This window comes from Oleiphilus sp. HI0128 (assembly GCF_001635365.1).
The window spans coordinates 1-1,685 of record NZ_LWGG01000903.1 but is presented as its reverse complement, the minus strand read 5'-3'; the positions used below and the strand labels follow the sequence as shown (position 1 = coordinate 1,685).

Annotated in this window: 1 protein-coding gene and 1 pseudogene; both read right to left on the bottom strand. The window is 44.9% G+C overall.

Annotated features, from left to right (window positions below; translation table 11 throughout):
- Window positions 1-107: 107 nt before the first annotated feature.
- The gene (locus A3763_RS14715; RefSeq protein ID WP_068514663.1) at window positions 108-1,214 is read right to left on the bottom strand and encodes a lipase secretion chaperone; all 1,107 of its coding nucleotides are present in this window, start codon (window positions 1,212-1,214) and stop codon (window positions 108-110) included.
- Window positions 1,215-1,306: 92 nt separating this feature from the next.
- Window positions 1,307-1,685: pseudogene (locus A3763_RS28700) on the bottom strand (lipase); the annotation flags it as partial.

Genomic DNA, 1,685 nt, shown 5'->3' with positions numbered 1-1,685 from the left:
TAGAACAGCGAATATAGAATAAACGCTCGATAAGCACGGCAACCTCACATGTTTAAAACACAGAGGATGCTACACAAAGTTAGTTCAGTGCTCAATGAATAGATGGGCTAAACGTCAGCTTTGCGCTCGTAAACTTTCACTCGAATCTGCTCGCGTGAGTCAAATTGACTGGCACGTAATGTATCAACTTGAGCCTGACGCTCTTCAGCACTCAAGCCTTCTATCAATAGGATTTCTTGTCGTTGATCCAGAAAACTATCAATACGCGCTTGCCATTGAGCGCGCTCCTGATCCAAAGTATCGAAACGTTCAGCTGCTTCAACACCAAACATTTCAACCCTAACCGCTCTGACTTCATCATAGCCGCCACCCTCTTCTTCTATTTTGGCAACACGGGCATTTAATTCGTCAGTGATACGAGCCTCTCTACGGGACTCTATAATGTCATAAGGCGCTTGAGCATCGACTTGCGCTAGTCGTTGAGCTTTTTCTTCTTCGCTCAAGCCTTCCTCAGCTTCTACACTTAGTCTAGCCAGAGTATATTGATCATAAGCCTCTTCTGAGGCATAAAATGCCTCGTAGACCTCTGCATCCAAATATTGCGCACGCATTTCTGACTGAGCATTTAGCTGCTCACTTAACAAAGCGACATAACGACCTTTATCGGCCATTAACTCTCCGCTCTCCATCATGCCTTTAATTGACTCTGAGCGACTGAGTTCATAGTCATACAGCGCTTGCTTTAGTGAGATATACTGAGCCAAGATCTGTTTTGACTGAGTCAGTGCAGGCTCCTGCAAATAGTAACTCAAGTATTCATCAATTCTAGCCAGCACGATATCCAACTCTTCTTCCTCAATGGTCGAAAGGAAGTAATCAAACACTCTTTTGATATCGCTGGAGATACGTAAGTTACCCTGGTCATCCACCTGCAGACTTTGCTGCATTTGAGTCCCTTGAAGCGAGTCAGGCAATGTACCTAGTCGACTCTCGTATGCAAGGGCATTGATAAGCTGAACACCTTCAGCCTGATCACTCGCCAATGGCCGATCCTCAAGCTGAGATAACCTGCTGCCTTGATTCAGACTGAGGAGACTAGTATGAGCCGCCCCCCCTTCATCAAATACAAAAGTACTTACAATCATCGCCAATGCTGCTACGCCAGCACCGCCCAATAGAAAGCTTCTCTTAACTAGTTTGGTTTGATGAGTCATTGACAAGCGATACCTTATGTTCTTGGAAAGTTAGAAGTTCTACTAGCTGCTGAAAACAGCTCCCCTAAAAGCATAGAGGAGCTGTAAAAGGCTTATAGTCCAGCAGACTTCAAGCGTGATGCCTGATTCTTATATAAAGTTAGAGGATCAGTCTCAAACAGATGGTGAATACCAAAGACATGATTCACTGCATCCATATGGTTCATGTTATAGCGCGTACCGATAACATCTCCCCAATGCTGGTCACAACGTTCAACCAAGCCATCGTTCGCACCACTGATCGTTGCACCCGTAAACATCAAGAACGCATCTGAAATATCTAAAGCATTGGTAAATGTCGCATCACCACCCCATGAGTAGTAACGAATACCATTTACTTTAGATGCACCTTCACCACAACGTGAGCTAGGCTTTCCATCCGGGAATAAAGCGTTAAACTGGTTAGCGCCTGGCGATGTCATGAACGTTACT